The following is a 20,947-nucleotide window of genomic DNA, read 5'->3' on the forward strand; positions in this document are numbered from 1 at the left end:
AGTTTTTAAATAAAGAAAACCTGTCTGCACATTCATTTTTCTTATTTATTTCATTAATCATTTACGCAGCTATTATTTATTTTATCAATTAAAATTAAAAAGCTATTTTTGGGAAATTTGAAAATTGATTATATGAAGACTAAACATCCTAAAGGGCTACCCTATCTCTTCTTTACAGAAATGTGGGAGCGTTTCGGGTATTACCTGATTCTTGGAATCTTTGTTCTATATGTTATTGAGCCTACGGGCATGAAAGGCGGACTTGGACTTCCGGATAAAACTGCTGATGACATTTTCGGAACTTATATTGCTTTAACTTATCTGACTCCCTTTATTGGAGGATTCCTGGCAGACAGAGTGTTAGGGTATATTAAATCTATTTATCTTGGAGGTTTTTTAATGGCTGCAGGATATATAGGTATGGGAGTTTTTAAAGATTTACCCCTGTTTTATACCTCTCTGGCATTAATTATTATTGGAAATGGTTTCTTTAAACCTACTATTTCAACTCTCTTAGGAAATCTTTACTCTGAAGAACCTTATAAAGCGAATAAAGACTCCGGGTATAATATTTTCTATATGGGAATCAATATCGGGGCATTTATCTGTAATATTATTGCCGCTTTCATGCGTAATAAATTCGGTTGGGGTGAAGCTTTTATCACTGCGGGTGTAGGAATGCTTATCGGAATGGTTATTTTTACCATCGGAAGAAAGCATTACATTCATGCTGCACAGATGAAACCTGTACAGGAAGGTGATACAAAACTTTCAGAGATTCTGATCAAAGTATTTGTTCCTGCTATCGTTGCCGGAGCAATAGGTTGGTTTATTCCTGATAATATTTTCGGAAGTGACAGTACAGATGCCTTTATTTTTGCATGTGTACCGGTTATTTATTTCTATGCATCCCTTTACTTTAAGGCTAAACCTGATGAAAAAGCCTCTATCGGAGCATTACTTTCTGTATTCCTGATCAGTATGTTCTTCTGGGCGGTTTTCAAACAAAACGGTACAGCACTGACAAGATGGGCTAATTATTATACGGACAGAAGTGTTCCTGCTTCTCTTGAAAAGCCATTGGAGGGAATTTATATGGTGGAAGGGAAAAACTATGAAGATAAAGAAGTTCCGGTTTATGACAATCAGTTCCGTTCTCAAAAAGATGATAATGGTGAGACTAAAAAGGAAATGGGGAAAGATGTTTATTTTAAGAACATATCCCCTGAACAACGTGCAACACTTGAGAAAAACCCTGAAAACAAAGTATATTTATACAATACAGAATTATTCCAATCTATTAATCCGTTCTGGGTTATTGCGCTAACTCCGGTTATTGTAGGATTCTGGGCATTGTTGAGAAGAAAAGGGAAAGAACCTTTAACTCCTACCAAGATTGTTTTAGGATTATTTATTTCCGGACTTTCTTGTCTTGTAATGGTTCTAGCAGTGATGGCCGGAGACAACGGATCAGTAAAAGTATCTCCGTTATGGCTTGTTGCCAGCTACGGAGTCATTACCATCGGGGAACTATGTTTGTCTCCAATGGGACTTTCTTTTGTTTCCAAACTTTCTCCTGCAAGGATTACAGCATTGATGATGGGAGGATTTTTCCTGGCCAACTCTGTGGGAAATAAGCTTTCAGGAATCCTGGCAAGTACATGGTATAACTATGAAAACAAGACGAATTATTTCCTTGTAAACTTCGCTTTGTTAATATTTGCTACACTTTTAGGTCTTTCTATGTTAAAAAGGCTAAATAGAATTATGACAGAAAAAGGGCATTAAAATCCTTAATATTATAAAGAAAAGTAAGCTGCGGAAGAGTCCCGCAGCTTTTTTATTTAAAAATAAAATTAAAACCTTGCCAAAAACCCAAAATAAACTATATTTGTCAGTCTTAACAAAAATTAACAATAGAAATGGATAATATTGAAGCATTGAGTCCGAAACCGGATGAATTTGTAGAGAATAAGAATTCCAGGCATCCTAAAGGATTATGGGTTCTTTTCGGAACAGAAATGTGGGAGCGTTTCAACTTTTATGGAATGAGAGCTCTTTTGACGCTCTTCATGGTAAATTCCTTATTGATAAAAGAAGCTGATGCAGCGATCATCTATGGTGGATTTCTAGCTTTATGTTATTTAACACCTCTTTTGGGAGGATTTATTGCTGATAAATATATCGGAAACAGATACGCGATTATCATTGGTGGATCATTAATGGCTATTGGCCAGTTCTTGCTATTTATCAGTGCCTCTACCTTCTCAGCAGATATCAGAAGCGCCAAGCTCATTATGTGGCTGGCATTATTCGTGATCATTTTTGGTAACGGATTCTTCAAACCAAATATTTCTTCAATGGTGGGAAGCCTTTATCCAAAACAGGAAAAGTCTAAACTGGATTCTGCCTTCACTATTTTCTACATGGGGATCAACATCGGGGCTTTCCTTGGTCAGTTCATCTGTCCATACGTAGGAGACGTAAAAGATGCAGCAACAGGAGTAAGAGATATCTTCGCTTTCAAATGGGGATTCCTGGCAGCTTCTATCGCAATGGTTATCGGAACGGTAACATTCTTTATTCTTAAAAACAAATATGTAGTAACTCCGGAAGGAAGACCTATCGGAGGATTACCAAAAAATAATACAAGTGCTGACTTTGAAGAAGGAGAAACGCAGACTGCTAAATTCTCTGGCCAGGCTTTAGGAATCACTGGTGGAATATTTGTAGTTTTATTCTTCCTTTTCAGATATCTTCTTGTAGGTGAGTTTGGATTCAATTCTGTAGAAATGGGGCAATTGATTAAAGGAATCATTTATCCATTCATCTATTCAGCTGGTATTTCTCTTGCCTTCTTAATTATGTCTTCTGCTGAAAATAAGGTTGAAAGACAGAGAATCTGGGTAATTTATATCGTATCATTCTTTATTATTTTCTTCTGGGCTGCATTCGAACAGGCAGGATCTTCATTAACATTTATTGCAGATAACCAAACAGACAGAAACATTTTAGGATGGAATATGCCGCCTTCAATGGTTCAGATCTTCAACGGAATCTTCGTTGTTATTCTGGCAGTTCCTTTCAGTTTAATCTGGGATAAATTAAGAGCTAAAGGAAAAGAGCCGGTATCTCCGTTCAAACAGGCAATGGGATTAGCTTTGATTGCTCTTTCTTATTTCATCATTGCACACAATGTAAAAGATCTTGGAAACTCAGGTTTATTAGCCATCAAATGGTTAATGTTACTCTATTTCATCCAGACATGTGGTGAGCTTTGTCTTTCTCCGATTGGTTTATCATTGGTTGGTAAACTGGCTCCGAAAAGATTTGCTTCATTATTATATGGTGTTTTCTTCATTTCTAACGCTGCTGGTTATGCATTAGCCGGTTCATTGGGAGCACTTATCCCTGCAACAGGTGATAAATTCAAGAAAGCTGAAGAAATGGGTGTTAATCTACAGGATGTTTTGGATAAAAAAGTAACCCTGACAGCGGATCAGGTAGCTGCTTTTGATAAAGCTCAGTTACCATTACACAACCCTACTTTTGTAGGATTCGAAATCCATAACTTATTTGAATTCTTCATGGTGTTCGTAGTACTTTGTGGGATTGCTTCTGTAATTTTAGGATTAATTTCACCTATCTTAAAGAAAATGATGCATGGTGTAAACTAATGTATCAACAAAATATCATAAAACCTCTGCCAAGTCAGAGGTTTTTTTTATTTTCGTATGATGGAAATTTCCGAAGATTCTTTATTCCAATCCGTAAAGGAAATCATTAGGCAGTCGCGCGAAAAAGTGTTTCGTATAGCGAATTCTACTCTACTGGTCACTTACTGGCAGATTGGAAAATTGATTGTTGAAGATGAACAACAGGGAAAAGAACGGGCAGAATACGGAAAATATACGCTGAAAAAACTTTCTCAGAAACTTACCTTAGAATTTGGAAAAGGATTTGATGAAAGTAACTTAAGAAACATGCGCTCTTTTTATCATGCATTTCCAATATGTGACGCATTGCGTCACGAATTGAGCTGGACCCATTACAGATTACTGATAAGGCTTGACAATGCTGATAAAATGAATTACTGTATCAATGAATCCGTTCAAAATAACTGGAATTACAGAGATCTTAAAAGACAAATCAATTCGCTTGCTTACGAAAGGGTTTTGGAACATAAAAAATCTTCTCCGGAAACTATTCAAAGTGTTTTAAAAGATCCTTATATTTTTGAGTTTCTTGGATTAAAAGCTGATGAACAATTTTCTGAAAAAGAAATTGAAACAGCCATTATTGATCATATTCAAAAGTTTTTACTAGAGTTCGGAAAAGGCTTTGCCTTTGTAGCCAGACAACAACATATTTCTACGGATACATCAGACTTCTATATTGATCTTGTCTTCTATAATTACATCTTAAAATGCTTTGTCATTATTGATTTAAAAACAGGAGAACTTTCTCATCAGGATATAGGACAGATTGATATGTATGTAAGAATGTATGATGATCTGAAACGCGGTGAAGGAGATAACCCAACCATCGGAATTTTATTATGTTCTGAAAAAGATGAGACCATTGTAAAATACTCCGTTTTGAATGATAAAAATAATTTATTTGCCAGCAAATACCTGCTGTACCTCCCAAAAGAAGAAGAATTAAAACAAATTATTGACCAGGACAGAATCCGTTTTGAACTGGATCAGAAAGATAAAAACCCTTAATTAGAACTTAATCATATATCATTATGAGCTTAACTTTAGATGAAATACAAAATTTCAAAGGAAAGTATCCCAGACAAATCTGGAGCCTGTTTTTCTCTGAAATGTGGGAACGTTTCTGTTTCTACGGAATGCGTGGAATGCTGGTTTTCTTTATGATCTCACAGCTTAATTTCCATGAAAAAGAAGCCAACCTTCAATATGGTGCCACCCAGGCTTTTGTTTATGCCTTTACCTTTGTGGGAGGTCTTTTTGCTGATAAAATTTTAGGATTCCGAAAATCTTTGTTCTGGGGCGGTTTGCTGATGATCGTAGGAAGTTTAATCCTGGCTACCGATCCCCACAAATTCTTTTTCTTAGGAATAGCATTCACCGTAGTAGGTACCGGTTTCTTCAAACCTAATATTTCATCTATGGTGGGACAGCTTTACAAGCCCAATGATTCAAGAGCAGATGCAGGTTTCTCACTTTTCTATGCAGGAATTAACCTTGGAGCATTGCTAGGCGGTTATTTATGTATTGCCATTGGTAAAGGAGAATTCTTAAGCAACATTATTGCAGAAGAAATGAGGTGGCATATTGCTTTTGGTCTTGCTTCAATAGTAATGGTAGTAAGCTTAATTAATTTTGTATTTACACAAAGAACATTAGGGACTATCGGTTTACAGCCGGGACATCCTTTAGCAGAAGTAAAAACAGCTCCAATACCCAAATGGAAAGAATACGGAGTATATGTTTTGTCATTGGTTTTTGTACCCATCATCATGACCATGGTAGCCAAGACAGAGTATACAGATTATTTTATGTGGACCATCGGGCCTTTAACTTTAATCTATCTGTTCTATGAAATGTCTAAAGTAACAGCTTCTGAGCGCAAAAAACTTTGGGCAGCTTTGGTTTTCATTATATTCTCCATTATCTTCTGGGGAATCTATGAGCAAAGCGGAGGTTCTTTAAGTATTTTCGCAGCTAAAAACCTGAATAAAGATCTTTTTGGATTAGACCCAAATGGAGTGAATAACTCAGGAGGAGCTTTCTTCATTATTTTCCTTGCCCCATTGATCGGACTTCTATGGATCTGGCTGAACAAAAGAAAAATTGAACCCAACACGATTATCAAATTCGGATTAGGATTTATTTTCTTAGGATTAGGATATTATGTTTTATTTGCAACGCGCCTGTTCGCAGACCTTCAGGGAATCACTTCACTGAACTTCTTCACACTGGCATTGCTTATCATTACCCTTGGGGAATTATGCCTTTCTCCTATCGGTTTATCCATCATGACCAAGCTTTCTACCAAGAATCTTCAGGGAATGATGATGGGAATGTGGTTTCTTGCATCAGCGTATGGGCAGTATGTTGCAGGAATTATTGGGGCCAGTCTTGCCACAGCCAAAGAAGGTTCTACCAACTATGATGAATTGATCACTTATACCGATGGATATAAACAATTAGGATTATATGCGGTAATTGCCGGAGTGGTATTAATTTTGATATCTCCGTACGTGAAAAAATTAATGCAAGATGTAAAATAAAAAATAAGTAATTATGCTTATTTTTATCCAAATATCACAATATGAAGAAAATTTTAAGCATAACACTCTTATTTTTATTAAATTTTAGTTTTGCACAAGTAAAGTGGATGACCATTGAAGAAGCTTTAAAAGCCCAAAAGGAAAGTCCCAAAAAAATATTAATTGATTTCTACGCAGACTGGTGTGGTCCGTGTAAAATCATGGATAAAAAAACATACGGCCACCCTGTACTGGCTCAGATATTAAATGAGAATTATTATCCTGTAAAGTTTAATGCAGAAGAAAAAAAGAGCATTGAAATCTTTGGAAGAACCTTTTCAAATCCTAATTCTGAACATAAAAAGGGAAAAAATTCTCTTCATGAGTTTACCCAGTATATGAATGTAGGGGCTGTTCCAAGTACGGTATTTCTGGACGAGCATGGCGATCCCATCACCATTCTTCAGGGAGAATTGTCTGCCAAAGAACTGGAACCTTATCTGGAACTGATCTCCAAAGATTTGTTTAAAAAGATTAAAACCAGAGAACAATGGGAGGATTACCAGAAAAAATTCAAATCTAAAATAAAAGATTAATTCAGAACTTTGAAACAGGATTTTGTGTTTCAATGCTAAAAATTCACTATAGAGGCTTCCAATTTTTTGGAAGTCTTTTTTATTTTACCGAAATTCGAACCTTTATTTTTTATCATCCGAAATAAGGATCAAAAAATTCGAAAAACAGTATCCTGAAACCTGAAAATGAATCTCGAAACCTCCATAGAATATGTAAAAGGAATAGGTCCGGAAAGAGCTAAACTCATCAAAAGTGTGTTGGGCTTATCTACTGTAGAAGATATGTTGAATTTCTACCCTATCCGTTATCTGGACAAAAGTAAAATCTATACTGTTTCTCAGCTTAGAGACGAGACCAGTCAGGAAATACAGCTGAAGGGAAGAATTACTCAGGTACAGGAAATTCAGACCGGTAAAACCAAGCGATTATCTGCAAAGTTTAATGATGAAACAGGTAGTATAGATCTGGTTTGGTTTCAATATTCCAAGTGGTTGAAAGAACAGCTTCCCATCAACAGGGAAGTTTATATCTTCGGAAAGATTAATGTTTTCAACCGCCAGTTTTCTATGCCGCATCCGGAAATTGAAGCGGAAGAAAAAAAAGAGGGTGACACCCGCCTTAAACCTATTTATCCAAGTTCTGAAAAACTAACCAAAAGAGGGTTAAATCAACGATTTTTCCAGAATGCTTTAAGAAATATCTGCAGAGAGATTCCGAGTCTTATTGAAGAAAATTTTCCGGAATATCTGATGAAAACCTTTAAATTCATGTCCAGGCAGCATGCTTTTCTGAATGTACATTTTCCAAAAGATCAGGAGCATTTTGATAAAGCAGATTACAGACTGAAATTTGAAGAATCGTTTTTCTTTCAGTTAGGATATGGCTTAAAGAAACTTCATCATAAAACACAATCCCAGGGTAATCCTTTCCCGATTATTGGAGATCACTTCAATGATTTTTATGAAAACCATCTTCCTTTTGAGCTTACCAATGCACAGAAAAGGGTTTTAAAGGAAATAAGAATGGACATGAAAAGGCCGATTCAGATGAACAGGCTTTTACAGGGAGATGTAGGATCAGGAAAAACAATGGTTGCCCTTCTTACCATGCTTATCGCAATGGACAATGGGTTTCAGAGCTGCCTGATGGCTCCTACTGAAATTCTGGCCCAACAGCATTACAATGGTATTAAAGAACTGTTGGAAAAAACAGGAATCAATATCCGCCTTCTCACTGGCTCTACCAAAGCAGCAGAAAGAAGAATTATCCATGAAGAACTGGAAAATGGGACTCTTTCTATTTTGGTAGGAACTCATGCCGTTTTAGAAGATAAGGTTAAATTTAAAAATCTGGGATTAGCCATTATTGATGAGCAGCATAGATTCGGGGTTGCTCAAAGGGCTAAACTGTGGGCTAAAAACAAGATTCCGCCACACATTCTGGTGATGACCGCCACACCAATTCCAAGAACTCTGGCCATGAGTTTTTATTCTGATCTGGATGTTTCCGTGATTGACGAGATGCCAGTGGGGAGAAAACCTATTATCACAGCGCACCGCCGGGAAAAAGACAGACTGTATGTATATAACTTTTGTAAAGATGAAATAAAAAAAGGAAGACAGGTTTATTTCGTATATCCTCTCATCGAAGAATCAGAAACCCTGGATTATAAAAACCTGATGGAAGGTTTGGAGCATGTGATGGATTTTTTCTCCGAATACAATGTGACAATGCTTCATGGGAAAATGAAACCGGATGAAAAAGATGCTGCCATGGCTTATTTTGCTTCAGGAAAAGCTGAAATAATGGTTGCAACCACAGTAATTGAAGTTGGGGTAAACGTTCCGAATGCTTCGGTAATGGTGATTGAAAGTTCTGAAAGGTTCGGACTATCACAGCTTCACCAGCTCAGAGGACGTGTAGGAAGAGGTGCTGAACAAAGTTACTGTATCCTGATGACTTCCGATAAATTATCAAAAGAAAGCCGAACACGTATTAAAACAATGACTGAAACCAATGATGGTTTTAAAATTTCTGAGGTAGATATGCAGCTTCGCGGTCCCGGAGATATACTGGGAACCCAGCAAAGTGGTGTGGTAGATTTTAAGAGACTGGATCTCATTAATGATTCTGCGATCATCAAAACAACAAAAAATACGGTAGAAAGAATACTGGAAGCTGATCCTATGCTATTAAGACCCGACAATCTGATCATCAAAAATTATTATATCAGATACTACAAAGGAAAAAATAAGTGGAGTAAAATATCATAAAAAAACCGCAGAAAAAAACTTCCTGCGGCCCCCTTATAAAACTGTTATTTAGAAGAAATTACTTTTGGTATGTCCAAAAAAAATTTATTTTAATAGTTCAGGCTTAATATTTTGTGATGTGGTGTGAAAATATTTATATAACAATATAATAATGAGCTAAAACCATAACTATTAAAATAAATTATAAAAAACAAAATGAATTATTTTTTCCAACTTGCTTATTATAAAAACTAACTGTGTTTCGGTGGAGATGAGGGAATGAAACGAATAAAAATATCTCCAACTACTTATTGAGTTTTCATGATTGTACCGTTTTGTTTAAAGATCTTCTGTGCTTTATAATTGGAAAATTAGTATAATCCATTTTGTTTAACTAACATCGTGATTTATATAATTTTTTTATTTTTAGAAACAATTACTTCTCATTCATTTGTATCTTGTACTATATAATAAATTTGTGTCTGAGTTTACTTTTACAAATGTCCGTATATTAATTCAGATGCCTTTTATATTATTTTAATGATTAGTTATAAAATTTTCACCTATTTGTGAATAGTATGCAATAAATACGATTTTTAAATTATTAATATTAAATTAATAAATCCTTTATTCATCATACTTTCAGAATTAAATTATCTTTATTCAAACCCGAAGTGTGATACTGCCAGTTGATGGTAATAACCTCCGTAAGTACCTTTCTGAGCTTCTCAAAACAGTCAGGTTTTTTCATAAAAATATGCGCACCTTTCACAAAAATATCTTCTACTTCATTTTCCGGAATAGGGTCAGAAAAAATGGCCGTCACCATATTGTTAAATTTTGAATTCGAACCAATATCTTCCAGGCATTCCATACTCTCTTTTCCGGGAATCATATAATTTATAAAAACAAGTTCCGGAATTACAGCATCATCATTATTCAGGTATTCCATCAGGCTGTTCCCGTTACTGAAACATTGAACTTTTATAGAGATCTTCAACTCCTTCAGAATATTTTTAAAAAAAATCAAAGTGTTTTCATCGTTATCTGCTACTATTACGTTCAGAAATTCTTTATTCATACTGCATTTTATGGTTTATTACAGTGCTTTGTACTCTTCTTCGTTTGCCAATAATTTTTTGAAACTGGGATGGAGTGATTCCTGTTGTATTTTTGAACTGGGTGCTTAAATGCGCCACACTGGAATAGTTCAGCTTATGGGCAATTTCTGTAAGGCTTTGTTTGTTTCTTATGATCAGGGCTTTTGCATGCTCAATCTTTTGCAGAATAATAAAATTCTCAATAGAGGTAAAAGCAACTTCTGAAAAAAGATTGGAAAGATAACCATAGCTGTGATTCAGCTTCTCAGAAATATAGATGGAGGCTTTTACCGGTATAATTTCATCCGAAAACACGAGCTCTACAATAGCATCTTTTATTTTCTGTACCAGTGCACTTTTTTGGCTTTCTATGATCTCGATACCATAATCTTCAAGATTTTTCTTAAAAAGATTGTGCTGTTCTTGTGTAAGGGGCTCATAGAATTCCACTTCACCGAAGTTCAGTAATCTGTACTTCAGCCCGTGTTCTTTAAGTTTCTCGTCCAATACCTTTTTACAAAGAGCATTGAAATCAAATTTAACATACATTTTCATCCTAGTATATATAAGCCAATATTATTTAGTAAATATAATAATTTATTTCAAGTAAATGTGAAATAGGTGTATATTTTTAATATTTTACCATATACACAAAAAAACTCCTGTATTTTAGAATACAGGAATTTAAACACTAAGGATGAAAAAAATATACTGATAAAAAGCTTTTCAGCTCAAAACCAAGCATATGAATGTATTGTATAAGTGATTTGGTTCTGAAGCAAAGATGAATCAAAAAAAGAAATCACTTGTTATAGAATTACAGGATAAAGTTACAAAATTTTAAGTCATTTATCTGTGAATTAGATATTCCATAAGAAAATCATCCATCACAAAACCGTTACCAATATCAAAAACACCTTCGTCATACACTTTATATCCCTGAGATTCGTAGAAGTTTCTGGCTGAATTGTATTTATTGACATTCAGGATAATTCTGTTGTTTCCGTTTTCAGAAACTTTCTCATTCAGAAACTGAAGTGCTCCTTTCCCAAATCCTTTTCCTTTACTCTCAGGAACCAGATAAATTCTGTGCAGTTTGGTGGTTTTCTCTGCATAATTGTGCTCATATCCGATAAAGCCTTCAAAAGTATTATTATTTTCATCCTGAATAAGATAATAATGATAATACGGATTTTGAAAATGGTGTAAAATTTCATTTTCAGAATACATTTCTGCGAGCATAAACTCCATTTGTTCTTTAGAAAGAATGTCTGCATAGGCATTTTCCCATGATCGTCTTGCAAGATCCTGAATCAACGGGATGTCTGCAGCTGTTGCCTGTTGTAATTTCATGATTGGTTGTATTATGATGATTAAAAAAAGTGAAAAGCCTAAGCTTTTCACCCTTTATATTGTTCAATGATGACTCATGAGTTTTAACATAATTAAAATTCATTTTGCCGGTTCATTATTAAATTGTAGCCATTTCAGCTTTAATTTTTGCATGAAGACCTTCTGAAGCCTTTACCAAAGGAAGTCTCAGATAATTTTTGATGATTCCTTTTTCGGTCAGGATTACTTTAATACCACAAGGATTACCTTCAGCAAAAATCAAACGGGTAATATCTACCAGTTTGTTATGAATTTCATAAGCTTCCTTTACTTTACCCTCAAAAGCCAGCTGTACCATTGTTGAAAACTCTTTAGGATACGCCTGTCCGATTACGGAAATTACACCATCTCCACCAGCTAATGTTACAGGTACTGTATATTCATCATCTCCAGAAACTAAAGAAAATCCTTCAGGTTTCTTTCTCAGAATATCAAAATACTGAAGAATGTTAGGAGAAGCCTCCTTAATCAGGAATAAGTTAGGAAATTCCTTTGCAAGACGAAGCGTAGTCTCTGCTTCTACATTTTGCCCTGTTCTTGACGGAACATTATAAATAATAATATTTTTTCCTGTGGAAGCTAAAGCTTTATAATGTTGATAAAGACCTTCTTGGTTCGGTTTATTATAATATGGAGATACTGAAAGTACGGCTTCAAACGCAGAAAGATCTGCTTCTTCAATCTGTTTCTTGACCTCAAGAGTATCGTTGCCGCCAATTCCCAAAACTAAAGGAAGACGTTTATTATTCACCTTAATGATGTGCTCAATTACCTGTTTCTTCTCCTCTGCAGAAAGCGTTGCGGCTTCTGCCGTTGTTCCCAATACAACTAAATAATTGGTTCCGTTTTCGATATTGTACTCCACCAGTTTTGTTAAACTGTCGAAGTCAACGGATAAATCTTCATTAAAGGGCGTTACCAATGCAACACCTACTCCTTTTAAAATGCTCATCTGTTAGAATTATTTTTGCCAAATTTAATAATTTACAGTAAGAATTTGTAATAAATAATAATGTTTTATTATACATATAGTTATATTTGCATATACTAAAAGAGATTATGAAAAATAAATTCTTGTTATTAGGAATTGCTCTGGTGTCGCTTACTGCATGCAAAACGGCTTCTGTGCCGCAGCTTGTGAATGTAAAGACCCAGAAAAATATTTCTATTAATAATGAGCTAAAGAATGATGAGGAGTTTGTAAAATTTATCGAACCGTATAAGCAGAAACTGGATAAAGAAATGAACCAGAAGATCTCACACACCAATGTGGATCTTACCAAACAGGGCGATAACAGCAATCTGGGTAATCTTTTAGCTGACTATACGTTTGAAGGAGGTAATGAATGGATCAAAACTCATCTTAAGCAAAATGTAGATGCTGCATTGATCAATATCGGAGGAATCCGAACCACTATCGGAAAAGGAGATATTTTACTTAAAAATGTATTTGAAGTAATGCCTTTCGAAAATGAAGTAGTGATTGTGAAAATGAAGGGAGCAGATTTACAGGGGCTTTTTGAGTATTATGCAAAAACGCAGGTCAACAATCCTGTTTCTCATTTATACATTGAAACAAAAAACGGACAGGTAACCAAAGCCTTAATCAATGGTAATACAGTAGATCCTGCTAAAGATTATTATATTGCGACTTCAGACTATCTTGCATTGGGAGGAGACAATATGAAATTCTTTGCTAAAGGAGAATCCATTGCAACAGGAATTAAAATGAGAGATTTATTTATTGATTATTTTAAAAAATCACCTGAAGTGGTGGTCAATTCGGATGTTCGTTTAAATTTTATCGGGAAGTAATAATGGATAGAAAAAGTTTTTTAAAAGCAATAGGAGGCGGATCTTTAGCAATGGCTTTGGCTCCCAATATGATGATGGCGGAGGAATTAAAAATTCTTAATTTAAAATCTGCAAATAAACTGACTATTCTTCATACCAATGACCAACATAGCAGAATAGAGCCTTTTGATGCAAGCTATACAAAAAATCCCAATCAGGGAGGTTTTGCAAGGAGGGCAAGCTTAATCCAACAGATCAGAAGTCAGGAAAGTAATGTTCTTCTTCTTGATTCCGGAGATATTTTCCAGGGAACTCCTTATTTTAATTTCTTCGGAGGAGAACTGGAGTTCAAATTAATGTCTATGATGAAATATGACGCCTCTACCATGGGAAATCATGATTTCGATAATGGACTTGATGGATTTTTAAAAGTACTTCCTAATGCGAAGTTTCCTTTTATCTGTTCCAATTATGATTTTACAAACACTGTTCTTGACGGGAAAACTTCTCCCTACCAGATATTCAATAAGAATGGCATCAAAGTAGGAATTTTCGGAGTGGGAATCCAGCTGGATGGCCTTGTAGGCAAAAAACAGTACGGAGAAACCGTTTACTCCAACCCCATTGATGTAGCACAGCATTATTCAAATTTTCTGAAGAAAGAGAAGAAATGTGATCTTGTGATTTGTCTTTCGCACATCGGCTATGATTACAAAGATGAACCTGATAAAATAAGTGATAAAATTTTAGCGGCCAATACAGAAAATATTGATATTATTTTAGGAGGCCATACTCATACATTCTTACCGGAACCTCAGACCTTTACCAACAGACAGGGCAAAAATGTCCTTGTTAATCAGGTGGGATGGGCAGGTCTTCTTTTAGGTAGAATAGATTTTTATTTTGATACAAACAAAAACGTACAGCATATTTCCTGGAACAATCAGGTGATAGATAGCAGCATAACCGCATAATATGAAAAAACTCTCTATAATTTCTCTTGGTATTTTAGCATCCCTGCAGCTGACAAAAGCTCAGGTTATTTCATCCAAAAAGTGGGCAGATCTGTTTTCCTACAATAATGTCTTAGCCATGAAAGAAGACAATGGAAAAATCATTGCAGCCACTCAAAACGGAATATTCTATTATACAATATCAACAGGAGAAATTACGAAGTTATCCAAAGCCAATGGCCTGCACAACATCGGAATTACTGCTTTCGATTACAATCCGCAGACTAAAACAGGGCTTATCGGTTATGAAAACGGATCTATGGATGTTATTACACCACAGGAGATCAAATATATTGTTGATATTCCTATTGCTACAGGATATAATGGAGATAAAAAGATTAACCACATTTCGATAACCGGAAATCAGGCTGTCATTTCTGTTGGGTACGGTGTTTCCATATTCAACCTTCAGAATAAAGAGTTTGGTGATTCTGCATTTTTCCTTTCAGGTGGCGTTTATCAGGCAAGTAATGAAGCTACTATATTCGGGAATAAAGTATATTCTGTAACGGATACAGGATTGAAAAGCCATCAAATGAATACTACGTTTCCCGTATATTCTACCTGGACAACGGAAGCCCCAGGAGCATTCAAACATATAGATTCAGAATCAGAACTGGTTTACTCAACGGCTACAGCTGCTTATATTTATAATAATGGTACCCCGACACAACTTCCTACTACTTTTGAAAAAATCAGGGATGTTGTTATTACCTCCAATAGTATTGTCGTTACAGATAACAGAGTATATACTTACGGAATCAATGGAGTATCGCAAAATGCGGTAAGTCTTGGTGAAGAATGTAATACTGCATTAACAGCTGGCGGAAAGATTTTAGGAGGAACGGTATTATCGGGAATTAAGGATGAAGGTAACAATACTTTTAAACCTTCCGGACCTTACTTCAATTTTGCTTATAACATCAATCTTTTTGATAACAACCAGCTTCTGGTTTCCTCTGGTGCCAGAGCCAATAACTACAACCATCCGTTTATTCAGCCACAAGAACCAGGATTTTATTATTTCAATGGTACAGAGTGGATTTATCCTTCATTTTTCAATAAAAGTAATCCCAATCGCCCCATCTTCATCAACGTATTGGATGCTATTATAAGCCCTTATAACAGTAATGAAGTACTATTCACCAATTATACTATGCTGGATAACGGGGTGTATAAGATGAAATATAATGCGACAAGCAAAGATTTTGAACTGGTAAAATATTATAATCTGGGAGCACAGCCTTACCTCAGACGTCCGGTAGGTTTTGCTGTAGACCCACAAAACAATCTTTTTGTTTCTTTTGGATTCAATGATGGAAACCCTTCTATAGGAATCTATGATAAAGCAGCTGATGATTTTCTTATCAAGAAAATAGTTCTTGCCAGCGATGGAATACAAAAGACTATTTACCATGAAAACATGCTTTGGACTCCGCTGCCAAGATCTAACAATTTCTGGGTATATGACTATAAAAATGCTACTAATCTTTCTGATGACAATGATTATATTCTGGGAACGGCTAATGGATTTAACAGTTCAGGAGGTATTTTATCGGTAGCATTTGATAAGTCTGGAGATGCCTGGATCGGTACAGATGGAGGACTAAGAATTATGTCTAACGCAGCAACAGAAATAAAAAGCGCCCAGCCAAAAGTAGAGCCTATAGTTATAGAGCAGAATGGTTTGGGGGAAGAGCTTTTCAGAGAATCCGCAATTCTTCAGATTGCAGTAGATGCAGGTGACTATAAGTGGGTATCTGTTGATGGTGGTGGTGTTTATTACCTCTCCGCCGACGGTCAGAGAACTATAAAGCATTTTACAAAAGAAAATTCCCCTCTTCCTACGAATAGTGTTACCGATATAAAAGTTGATAAAAAAACAGGTAAGGTATATTTTGTAACATATAATGGTATTGTAACGTATCAGGGAGATGTTGCAGATGTAACTTCCAATTTCGGTGATGTGGTAGTATATCCAAACCCTGTTGTTTATTCTAATTTCAAAGGAAAAGTAACCATTAAAGGTCTTGCAGAAAAAACCAATATAAGAATTGTAGATGCTGCAGGTAATGTAGTTCACTCTGCAGTCGCAAGAGGTGGATATTATGAATGGGATCTCAATAATCAGAAAGGAACAAGAGTAGCTTCAGGGATTTATTTTGTCCTGATGACGAATGAAGACGGATCTGATAAAGCTACCGCTAAAATAGGAGTGGTTAATTAATGAATTCACAAAACGGTTTTTTACTTTCATTTATCAAATATGGAGAAAATGATGCTGTATTGCATTGTTTTACAGAAGAAGAAGGTTTTCAGAGCTATTTTCTAAAGGGAATTTATTCCAAAAAGAATAAAAAGAAAGCCTTGCTTCAACCGTTGAGCCAGCTCAATTTTTCTGTAAATCCATCACGTGGCAACGGAATCCCGTCTGTTTCAAAGTTTGAACTGGTAAAAAACAATGACATTTATACAGACATAAAAGTCAATACCGTTATTTTCTTTATCTCAGATTTTCTGAGTCATATTCTTAAACATGAGAATAAAAATATTCCTATCTATTCCTGTATTGATCATTTAATCCGCGAGCTGACTAATAAAAATTATCAGGCGCATCTTCTGTTTTTGCTGGCTTTTTTAAAAATTCAGGGTGTTGCACCCTTATTGAGCGAAGGCAGGTTTTTAGATCCGGAAACCGGAACTTTTTCACTGGGAATAAGTCACCAGCTCTTCAATGAAGAAATTTCAATGCTATGGAAAGAAGCTCTTTGTGCAGAAGATTTTTATGCCACAAAAATCCATTCCTCCTTGAGAAAAGATTTCCTTGACAGTCTTTTAGTATACTATCATTACCACATCACGGATTTCAAAACTCCAGCCTCTTTGGAAATCATACAGCAGATATTTGAATAAATAATATTATTCCTTCCCTGTTGTTTTTCCAATATCTTCCGGCATTTCTGTTTCGGATTCTGCCATTTCTTTTTTGGAAAATCTAGGTTGAAGGATCTTAGCAATAAGTCCTGTCCAGCCAGTCTGATGGGAAGCTCCTACTCCACGGCCGTTGTCTCCGTGAAAATATTCATAGAACAAAATATAATCTTTAAAATCAGGATCGGTTTGAAACCTTTCATACTGTCCATGAACCGGGCGTTTCCCATTTTCATCCATTAAAAATATCTTGGCAAGTCTCTTGTTTAAGGCATCTGCAATCTGATCCAGGCTAGAATAATTACCGCTTCCTGTAGGATATTCTACTAAAAAATCCGGGCTGTAATAGAAGAAAAAACGCTGAAGACTGTCAATAATAAGAAAATTGATAGGAAACCACACGGGGCCACGCCAGTTGCTGTTTCCTCCAAAAAGGCCGCTATCACTTTCAGCAGGGGTATACTTTACGCTGTAATTCGTATCATTCAATGTTAATGTGTAAGGATTGCTTTCATATTCTTTGGATAAAGCTCTTACTCCGTAATCACTGAGAAATTCCTCAGGATTCAACATTCGGTATAACAGTCTTTTCAGACGATGTCCCCGAAGCAGAGATAAAAGGTGTTTGGAATCCTGCCCTTTCACTTCCCATCTTGAAACCAGAGAAGCCAGTTCAGGTTTATTATCCAGTACCCATTTCATTCTTTTCTTGAAATTGGGAAGGTTTTCAATCATTTCATCATCGATAACCTCAACGGCAAACATTGGAATTAATCCAACAATAGTCCTTAGCTTCAGATACATCTGAGTTCCGTCGCTGGAAGTAATTGCATCATAGAAAAATTCATCCTGTTCATCCCAAAGACTGAATTTCTCATCACCCATATTATCCAGTGAATGGGCAATCGACAGGAAATGTTCAAAGAATTTCATAGCCATCTCTTCATACACCTTATTGTAAAGAGCCAGTTCCAGCGCAATTCTCATCATATTGAGGGCAAACATAGCCATCCAGCTCGTTCCATCGGACTGCTCCAGCTGTTCTCCGTTGGGCAAAACAGAATTCCGGTCAAAAACCCCAATATTATCAAGTCCCAGAAATCCTCCTTCAAAGATATTATTGCCATTAAGGTCTTTTTTATTAACCCACCAGGTAAAATTCATCAATAACTTCTGGAAAGCGCTTTCCAGAAATTCCAGATCGGGTTTATCTTTTAAATATTCATCAATTTTAAATACTCTGAAAACCGCCCAGGCATGTACAGGTGGATTCACATCACTTAAGTTCCATTCGTATGCAGGCAGCTGTCCGTTGGGATGCATATACCATTCAAACAGGAAAAGTTTCAGCTGATGTTTTGCAAAATCCGGATCTATCAGGGAGAAGCTGATAGTATGAAATGCCAGATCCCATGTTGCATACCATGGATATTCCCATTTATCAGGCATTGAAATGATATGCTCATTGTTCAGATGCTTCCAGTCGTAGTTTCTTATCGTTTCGCGGGACTTTGGTGGAGGCATTTCGGAAGGATCACCTTTCAGCCATTTTTCTACATTGTAATGGTAAAACATTTTATTCCAAAGCATTCCTGCAAAAGCCTGTCTCTGAACCAGTTTTTCATCTTCCGAAGCAATTCCTTTCTGAATTTCTGCATAAAACTCGTCGGCTTCTTTTTCTCTTTGTTTAAAAAGAATATCGAAATCTTTAAAAGGTTCTCTTATATCTTTATCTGAAAGCCTGAATTCAAATATTTTTGATTCTCCCGCTTTAAAATCTTCATCAATAAAGAAAGAAGCTTTGGTTCCTGCATTTTTGGGATTCACAGACTGGGAATTTCCCGTCATCACAAAATTATTGATCCCGTCTTTACAGTATTTTGACTCATTAGAAGACTGGTAAAGCCTTTCATTATTGGTTTCGTTATTACAAAATAATGTTTTTAAAGATTGTTTTGCATATACATTTTTAACCTCGATATCCTGATGATTGACTTTAATATGGTCTGCATCTTCAGCAGACAATTGTGGTTTATAATCATCATATCCCCAGTTCCAGGTATTTCTGAACCAAATAGTCGGAAGAATTACGAGAGACGCTTCTTTTTCAGATTTATTGAATATTGTTAGTTTTACAAGAATATCATTCTGACTTTCTTTTGCATATTCAATAAAAATGTCAAAGTATTCATTGTGATCAAAAATCCCTGTATCAATCAACTCATATTCAGCTTCCTCCTTTCCCCTTTCCGCATTTATTTTTACAAGCTGTTCATAAGGAAAAGCATTTTGAGGATATTTATACAGCATTTTCATGTAAGAATGGGTAGGTGTGGAATCCAGATAGTAAAAATATTCTTTCACATCTTCACCGTGATTTCCCTGACCATTGGTGAGACCAAAGAATCGTTCTTTGACCATTTTATCTTTCTTATTCCAGAATCCTAAAGAAAATACAAGCTTCTGGAGATCATCACAGATGCCACATATTCCTTCCTCACCCCAACGGTAAGTTTTGGCTTCTGCAGTTTCATGATTGGTATAATTCCATGCATCTCCGTTTTCACTGTAGTCCTCACGAACAAGTCCCCATTCACGGTTACTGACATAAGGCCCCCATTTTTTCCATGAAATATCTGAAATTCTCTGTTTTTCCGACATAAACGATAATTATGAGTAGTGAGTAATATTTAATTCCGTTTCAAGTTCTAAAAACAACCTCAAAAACTTTAAACCTTGAACATTAAACTTTGAACTTCGAATTCCTTTATCCTCCGGTAGAAAAACTCTCAAACGTAGTCATTCCACCATCCACGAAAATGCTTGTTCCTGTGATATAATCTGCAAGGTCACTGGCAAGGAACGCAGCTAAGTTTCCGATATCCTGCGGTTGTCCGATTCTGTTATAAGGAATAAGGTTCAGAAGAGAATTAAGGGCTTCCGGAGTATCCCACGCATTTTTATTAATAGGGGTCTGAATAGCCCCGGGACAAATGGAATTGACACGGATCTTGTTGGCACCATATTCTTGAGCAAGGGTTTGCATCAGCATTCTTACAGCCCCTTTACTGGAAGCATAATTAGCATGACCAGCCCACGGAATAATCTCATGGACTGAACTGATATGAATAATTTTCCCACAGGCAACAGAGCGTGAAGTGTCGATTCCTCTTCTTAGAAATTCTTTAATAGCTTCTCTGGCACAAAGAAATTGTCCGGTCAGGTTGACTCCTATGACCGCATTCCATTGATCCAAAGTCATTTCAGTGAATTTTGAATCCTTTTGAATGCCTGCATTATTGACCAGAATATCTACCGTTTGGAATTCAGAAACAACATCCTGAAACATCCTGATAACCTGATCCTCTTTGGAAACATCACACTGGTAGGTTATTCCTTTACCGCCGGCATCCGTTATTTCTTTTAAAACAGCTTTAGCTTCTTCTGTAGATCTTTCCGAAGAATGATTAACAATGACTGTTGCTCCTGCTGCCGCCAATGATTTTGCAATTCCTGAACCGATTCCACTGGAAGCTCCTGTGACTACAGCCACCTGATTTTGAAGTGATATTTCCATGTTTTGTAATTTGATGTTACTCAAAGTTATGGAAAGATATCAGCAGATAAAAAATTATGATTTTAAAATTT

16 protein-coding genes are annotated in these 20,947 nt (G+C 35.9%); 10 read left to right on the forward strand and 6 right to left on the reverse strand.

Features of this window, described 5'->3' with window-relative positions; translation table 11 throughout:
- Positions 1-132: 132 nt before the first annotated feature.
- The 6 genes from A1704_RS18270 to recG all read left to right on the forward strand — a co-directional run bounded on the left by A1704_RS18270 (position 133) and on the right by recG (position 9,090).
- Positions 133-1,788 carry a peptide MFS transporter gene (locus A1704_RS18270; protein WP_062675491.1) on the forward strand — a complete coding sequence of 552 codons (1,656 nt, stop codon included), beginning with the start codon at positions 133-135 and terminating at the stop codon, positions 1,786-1,788.
- A 134-nt stretch (positions 1,789-1,922) separates the two neighbouring features.
- The gene (locus A1704_RS18275) at positions 1,923-3,677 is read left to right on the forward strand and encodes a peptide MFS transporter (RefSeq protein WP_062675492.1); all 1,755 of its coding nucleotides are present in this window, start codon (positions 1,923-1,925) and stop codon (positions 3,675-3,677) included.
- A gap of 57 nt (positions 3,678-3,734) precedes the next feature.
- The gene (locus A1704_RS18280) at positions 3,735-4,727 is read left to right on the forward strand and encodes a PDDEXK nuclease domain-containing protein (protein ID WP_062675493.1); all 993 of its coding nucleotides are present in this window, start codon (positions 3,735-3,737) and stop codon (positions 4,725-4,727) included.
- A 23-nt stretch (positions 4,728-4,750) separates the two neighbouring features.
- Positions 4,751-6,262: a peptide MFS transporter gene (locus A1704_RS18285; RefSeq protein ID WP_062675494.1), complete on the forward strand. Its 1,512-nt coding sequence runs from the start codon at positions 4,751-4,753 to the stop codon at positions 6,260-6,262.
- 41 nt (positions 6,263-6,303) lie between these two features.
- Entirely contained in the window at positions 6,304-6,837 is a 534-nt protein-coding gene (locus A1704_RS18290; RefSeq protein ID WP_062675495.1) for a thioredoxin family protein, read from the forward strand.
- Between the two features lie 165 nt (positions 6,838-7,002).
- Entirely contained in the window at positions 7,003-9,090 is a 2,088-nt protein-coding gene (recG, locus tag A1704_RS18295) for an ATP-dependent DNA helicase RecG (RefSeq protein ID WP_062675496.1), read from the forward strand.
- A 613-nt stretch (positions 9,091-9,703) separates the two neighbouring features.
- Here the strand turns inward: recG and A1704_RS18300 are convergent.
- The 4 genes from A1704_RS18300 to dapA form a co-directional block, all read right to left on the reverse strand.
- Complete coding sequence (locus A1704_RS18300; RefSeq protein ID WP_062675497.1) at positions 9,704-10,150, reverse strand: response regulator; 447 nt, start codon at positions 10,148-10,150, stop codon at positions 9,704-9,706.
- Complete coding sequence (locus tag A1704_RS18305; RefSeq protein WP_062675498.1) at positions 10,143-10,724, reverse strand: helix-turn-helix domain-containing protein; 582 nt, start codon at positions 10,722-10,724, stop codon at positions 10,143-10,145. The genes A1704_RS18300 and A1704_RS18305 overlap by 8 nt, the downstream gene beginning before the upstream one ends.
- A 294-nt stretch (positions 10,725-11,018) precedes the next feature.
- The gene (locus tag A1704_RS18310; RefSeq protein WP_062675499.1) at positions 11,019-11,522 is read right to left on the reverse strand and encodes a GNAT family N-acetyltransferase; all 504 of its coding nucleotides are present in this window, start codon (positions 11,520-11,522) and stop codon (positions 11,019-11,021) included.
- A gap of 118 nt (positions 11,523-11,640) precedes the next feature.
- Positions 11,641-12,513, reverse strand: a complete 873-nt coding sequence (dapA, locus tag A1704_RS18315; RefSeq protein WP_062675500.1) for a 4-hydroxy-tetrahydrodipicolinate synthase — start codon at positions 12,511-12,513, stop codon at positions 11,641-11,643.
- A 107-nt stretch (positions 12,514-12,620) separates the two neighbouring features.
- Between dapA and A1704_RS18320 the strand changes: the two genes are divergently transcribed.
- Genes A1704_RS18320 through recO form a run of 4 tightly spaced genes read left to right on the forward strand, consistent with a single transcriptional unit; the run spans position 12,621 to position 17,281 of the window.
- Positions 12,621-13,376 (forward strand): 5'-nucleotidase C-terminal domain-containing protein, encoded by a 756-nt coding sequence (locus A1704_RS18320; RefSeq protein ID WP_062675501.1) that lies wholly within the window; start codon positions 12,621-12,623, stop codon positions 13,374-13,376.
- 2 nt (positions 13,377-13,378) lie between these two features.
- Positions 13,379-14,329: a bifunctional metallophosphatase/5'-nucleotidase gene (locus A1704_RS18325; RefSeq protein WP_062675502.1), complete on the forward strand. Its 951-nt coding sequence runs from the start codon at positions 13,379-13,381 to the stop codon at positions 14,327-14,329.
- A gap of 1 nt (position 14,330) precedes the next feature.
- Complete coding sequence (porZ, locus tag A1704_RS18330) at positions 14,331-16,595, forward strand: type IX secretion system anionic LPS delivery protein PorZ (RefSeq protein ID WP_065119680.1); 2,265 nt, start codon at positions 14,331-14,333, stop codon at positions 16,593-16,595.
- Positions 16,595-17,281 carry a DNA repair protein RecO gene (recO, locus tag A1704_RS18335; protein WP_062675503.1) on the forward strand — a complete coding sequence of 229 codons (687 nt, stop codon included), beginning with the start codon at positions 16,595-16,597 and terminating at the stop codon, positions 17,279-17,281. Before porZ ends, recO begins: the two co-directional genes overlap by 1 nt.
- 6 nt (positions 17,282-17,287) lie before the next feature.
- Here recO and A1704_RS18340 read toward each other — a convergent pair whose 3' ends face one another.
- Positions 17,288-19,960, reverse strand: coding sequence for an MGH1-like glycoside hydrolase domain-containing protein (locus A1704_RS18340; RefSeq protein WP_062675504.1), 2,673 nt, complete (start codon positions 19,958-19,960; stop codon positions 17,288-17,290).
- Between the two features lie 106 nt (positions 19,961-20,066).
- Positions 20,067-20,876, reverse strand: coding sequence for a glucose 1-dehydrogenase (locus A1704_RS18345; protein ID WP_062675505.1), 810 nt, complete (start codon positions 20,874-20,876; stop codon positions 20,067-20,069).
- Between the last annotated feature and the right edge of the window lie 71 nt (positions 20,877-20,947).

Origin of the sequence: Chryseobacterium cucumeris, assembly GCF_001593385.1 — a bacterium.
GTDB lineage: Bacteria > Bacteroidota > Bacteroidia > Flavobacteriales > Weeksellaceae > Chryseobacterium > Chryseobacterium cucumeris.

Bases quoted from the DNA above. Each gene is read 5' to 3' on its own strand.
- A1704_RS18320 (WP_062675501.1), top strand. From the start codon at position 12,621: ATGAAAAATAAATTCTTGTTATTAGGAATTGCTCTGGTGTCGCTTACT.
- A1704_RS18310 (WP_062675499.1), bottom strand. From the start codon at position 11,522: ATGAAATTACAACAGGCAACAGCTGCAGACATCCCGTTGATTCAGGAT.
- A1704_RS18325 (WP_062675502.1), top strand. From the start codon at position 13,379: ATGGATAGAAAAAGTTTTTTAAAAGCAATAGGAGGCGGATCTTTAGCA.
- A1704_RS18280 (WP_062675493.1), top strand. From the start codon at position 3,735: ATGATGGAAATTTCCGAAGATTCTTTATTCCAATCCGTAAAGGAAATC.
- recO (WP_062675503.1), top strand. From the start codon at position 16,595: ATGAATTCACAAAACGGTTTTTTACTTTCATTTATCAAATATGGAGAA.
- A1704_RS18345 (WP_062675505.1), bottom strand. From the start codon at position 20,876: ATGGAAATATCACTTCAAAATCAGGTGGCTGTAGTCACAGGAGCTTCC.
- A1704_RS18340 (WP_062675504.1), bottom strand. From the start codon at position 19,960: ATGTCGGAAAAACAGAGAATTTCAGATATTTCATGGAAAAAATGGGGG.
- recG (WP_062675496.1), top strand. From the start codon at position 7,003: ATGAATCTCGAAACCTCCATAGAATATGTAAAAGGAATAGGTCCGGAA.
- A1704_RS18300 (WP_062675497.1), bottom strand. From the start codon at position 10,150: ATGAATAAAGAATTTCTGAACGTAATAGTAGCAGATAACGATGAAAAC.
- A1704_RS18305 (WP_062675498.1), bottom strand. From the start codon at position 10,724: ATGAAAATGTATGTTAAATTTGATTTCAATGCTCTTTGTAAAAAGGTA.
- A1704_RS18285 (WP_062675494.1), top strand. From the start codon at position 4,751: ATGAGCTTAACTTTAGATGAAATACAAAATTTCAAAGGAAAGTATCCC.
- A1704_RS18290 (WP_062675495.1), top strand. From the start codon at position 6,304: ATGAAGAAAATTTTAAGCATAACACTCTTATTTTTATTAAATTTTAGT.
- A1704_RS18270 (WP_062675491.1), top strand. From the start codon at position 133: ATGAAGACTAAACATCCTAAAGGGCTACCCTATCTCTTCTTTACAGAA.
- porZ (WP_065119680.1), top strand. From the start codon at position 14,331: ATGAAAAAACTCTCTATAATTTCTCTTGGTATTTTAGCATCCCTGCAG.
- A1704_RS18275 (WP_062675492.1), top strand. From the start codon at position 1,923: ATGGATAATATTGAAGCATTGAGTCCGAAACCGGATGAATTTGTAGAG.
- dapA (WP_062675500.1), bottom strand. From the start codon at position 12,513: ATGAGCATTTTAAAAGGAGTAGGTGTTGCATTGGTAACGCCCTTTAAT.